We start from the raw sequence: 3,509 nt of genomic DNA on the forward strand, positions 1-3,509 counted from the left end.
CGGCCCGCCGGCGCCGCCGCCCCCCCCCCCCCCCCCCCCCCCCCCCCCCCCCCCCCCCCCCCCCCCCCCCCCCCCCCCCCCCCGCCGGTTGTACGCCGGTGACCCGGTGAAGAGGTCTGCCCCTCAGGCTTGTCGCAGGCCGAAGCCGTCCATGCCGCCCGGCGACTCACGGCAGGATGGAGTCGACGTATCCGCCGTCCACACGCAGTGCGCCTCCGGTGGTGGCCGATGCCTGGTCGGAGCTGAGGTAGACGACCATGTGGGCGATCTCCTCCGGCTCGATCAGCCGCTGCACCAGGGACTGGGGGCGGTGCTTGCGCATGAACTCACGCTGGGCCTCGTCCCAGGGCAGCTCGCGGTCGACGAGTTCATAGACGAAGTCCTCGACTCCTGCGGTGTGTGTGGGGCCGGCGATGACGGAGTTCACCGTGACACCCGTGCCGGCGGCCTGTTTGGCGAATCCCCGGCCGACTGCGAGGAGGGCTGTCTTGGACATGCCGTAGTGGATCATCTCCGCGGGGATGACGACGGCTGAGTCGCTGGCGATGTACTGGACGCGTCCCCAGCCACGTTCGGTCATGCCCGGCATACACAGGCGGGTCAGCCTCACAGCGGCCAGCACGTTCACGTCGAAGTACCGCCGCCATTCCTCATCGGTGATCTCCAGGGGTTCCTGTGCGCCGAAGATCCCGAGGTTGTTGATGAGGATGTCCACCTGTGGCAGGGATTCCACCGCCTGGCGCGCGCCGTCTTCGGTCGTGACGTCCGCCGCGACCGGCACCAGATCGGCTCCGGGTACGTCCTGGGTCAGTCGGGCGATGCTGTCCTCCACGCGGTCTGCGACGCGGCCGTTGATGCCCACCCGGGCCCCGGCGCGGGCGAGTCCGGCGGCGATTGCCGCGCCGATGCCCTGTGTGGAGCCGGTGACCAGTGCCGTACGGCCCTTCAGATCGATCTGCATCTCGTCAGCCCTTTCGTGTGCGTGCAATCGCTTGGGTACCCGTGGTACCGCCCCGACACGAGGGGTTCTGGACTTCCGCCCCCGGATGGCCGCTTCGGCGAAGGGGTGCGCCTGCTCTGGGACTGGGACAACCGCACGGCGCCCTTCCGGGTGGTTGCGGTCGTGAGGGGCCCGCGACGCGAGACGCTCACGTCATCGGCGCGCGTGCCCCCTCTCCGGATTTCCGTCCGGAGAGGTCTCCGTTACGCTCCGAAATGAACCGGAGAGTCCTCCATCGCCGAGACCCCTCCGCGGTTGTCCGGACGGACCCGGCGTCCGACCGCGCCCACTGAGCCGCGTTCCGGCACGGGACGGTGGACCGATCGCTCAGAACCGCGTCCGGAGGCTGTCGAGGGCGCGTAGAGAGTGCCGGGCCCGACGCCGGCGCGCTTGGCGATGGAGTTGAGGGAGGCGTCGCCGTCCCTGAGCGCCTCACGAGCGACAGCGAGGATCCGCGCGCGGTTCTGCTGCGCATCACTGCGCCCGGCTTACGACAGAGACCCGCTTCAGCGTCGCTCACCAGCGGCGCTGTGTCCTCAGGGGGCTATGCCGACACCCTCGATGCGGCTCCAGGCCTTCTCCTGTGCGGCGGTCATGGCCGGCCAGTCGACTCCGCCCGGTCGGGCGTCGACGCGTGAGGAGTAGGGCGAGGGGCGGAAGCCCGGGTTGTAGAAGCACCCGGTGCCGTAGGTCCGGTCGAAGTCCGCGCACGCTGCCGCGACCGACTGCGCGGTGGGCTTCTGCCCGGTGCGTACCCACGTGTCCAGGGCGGAAATGGAGTCGGCGTACTCAGAGTTGCTCAGTTGGCTGTGGTCGTGCTCCTCGGTGAACGTCTGCACCAGATACTTGTCGCGGTGGGCGCCCTGGAGCGTCGCGCGGTAGGCCGCCTCATGCTCGACGAATGCCGTCGGGTCGTCGATCGCGTGGAGGGTGAGGACGGGGATGGCGACCCTGCCCGTGAGGTCGCTGTCGTACGACAGGTCCCGGACGGCGGTCGGATCGGCAGCGAAGCGTTCGACTCCGGTGTTGAGGGCCTTGTCGTCGTGTGATCCGAAGTAGCGCACGCCCTGGTTGCTGAAGGGGTTACGGCCTCCGAGGCGGCCCAGGACGATGTCGCGGAAGGTGAATGTGGCGAAGCGCAAGTGGGACTCCAAGGTGCGCTCGGGGATCTTCGTGACGGCGAGGATGTCGTCGAGGTTGCGCTGCTGAAGCATGGTGCGGTCCCGCGGGGCGGAGGCATAGCCGGTGCACTCCTGCAGGCGGGCGCGCAGGCCGTTGGTCGTCATGGTGGAGTCGTCGCGCAGCCCCTGCCACAGGGGGTACTGCGGTTCGGCCGGCCGGGGGTGGTTGTGGCAGTAGTACTGGTACACCACCCGCAGGTCGACGCGGTAGTCGTAGCCGCGGGAGCCGCCGGCCAGGACCCCGCTGGTGAGCAGCGCCCCGTCGTAGGGGCCGTTCTTCTTGCCGTAGAGTTCGACGACCTTGGCCGCGACGTTCCCGCCCCAGGACTGGCCATGCACGTAGGTCCTCTTGGGCCTGCCGAACTCGGAGACGAACAGGCGGCGCACGTTCTCGGTGTCAGCGGCGGCCATCCGGGTGCCGTAGCCCCCGCGACGGTAGGACGAACCGGCCCAGGCGTAGCCCTGGTCGACCATGACCGACCACCGCCCCAGGTCGTCGAGGCTGCGCGCGGGGTCCGAGCCGTCACCGAGGTCGGGGCCGCCGTGGGCGTGCACGATGAGCGAGCCGTTCCAGTGCTCGGGGACGGCGATCGCGTAGTAGGCGCCGTTGGAGTCCTGGCCGGTGTAGCACGTGGCCTTCTCTGCAAGGTCCGAGGGACAGGCGGCTGTTGCGGGGCGTTGAGTGTCCGCTGCGGCGGGCGCCGTGCAGGTGAGCGCCCCGACGACGATGCTCGCCGCCCCGACGGCCAGGGCCTGACGAAGTCTCGTGCGGACGCTTGTGCCTGTCTGCCGTGGTGGGTTTCGCCTGATCAAGGTTGTGCTCCTTGCTCTCGTCGGCGCCTCTTCGCGCCGCGATGCTAGGAACGGGCGGCCCTTTGGGCCATGACTCGATCATTTCTGTTCATAGTGTTCGTGCGTCCCCGGTTCCTCGCCGTGCGTCCCGTGCGTCTCGACAACTCCTCGGCCCGGCCCCGGCCGTGGGGTCGAGGTGCAGGCCGTCCGGGATGAGCCCGCGGTCGCGGTCGATGCGCACCTTCGTCGACTTCACTCTGGGCGGCGGCCTCTAGCCCGACGATCTCGACGGTCCCCACGGCGTCACCCCCACGAAGCGGCGGTCACACTCACATGTGACGCTGTCTTGTGGACGTTGCGTGCTGAAACGCTGCCAAGATCTTCCGAGTCGCGCGCCAACCGTGCACAGTCGAGAACCCGCCATCAGCGGCGCATTCGACTTGAGGTGCCCCGAAGTTTCCGGACAGGGACCCAATAGGATCTCTACGTAAGGAAACGAGAGGCAAGACGTGGCACCACCCAGTAAGTACTCGCCG

2 protein-coding genes and 1 pseudogene are annotated in these 3,509 nt (G+C 69.1%); all 3 read right to left on the minus strand.

The annotated features are described in order from the left end of the window. Window positions 1-166: 166 nt before the first annotated feature. Window positions 167-961: an SDR family NAD(P)-dependent oxidoreductase gene (locus ACZ3TS_RS27875; protein ID WP_467623110.1), complete on the minus strand. Its 795-nt coding sequence runs from the start codon at window positions 959-961 to the stop codon at window positions 167-169. A gap of 398 nt (window positions 962-1,359) precedes the next feature. Then, window positions 1,360-1,452: pseudogene (locus ACZ3TS_RS27880) on the minus strand (TetR family transcriptional regulator); the annotation flags it as partial. 84 nt (window positions 1,453-1,536) lie between these two features. Beyond that, window positions 1,537-2,910, minus strand: a complete 1,374-nt coding sequence (locus tag ACZ3TS_RS27885) for an alpha/beta fold hydrolase (protein WP_467623124.1) — start codon at window positions 2,908-2,910, stop codon at window positions 1,537-1,539. Window positions 2,911-3,509: the final 599 nt, after the last annotated feature.

The sequence above is a fragment of the Streptomyces sp. NPDC022910 genome (genome assembly GCF_055561075.1).

Coding starts and splice junctions, on each gene's coding strand:
- ACZ3TS_RS27875 (WP_467623110.1), bottom strand. CDS start 961: ATGCAGATCGATCTGAAGGGCCGTACGGCACTGGTCACCGGCTCCACA.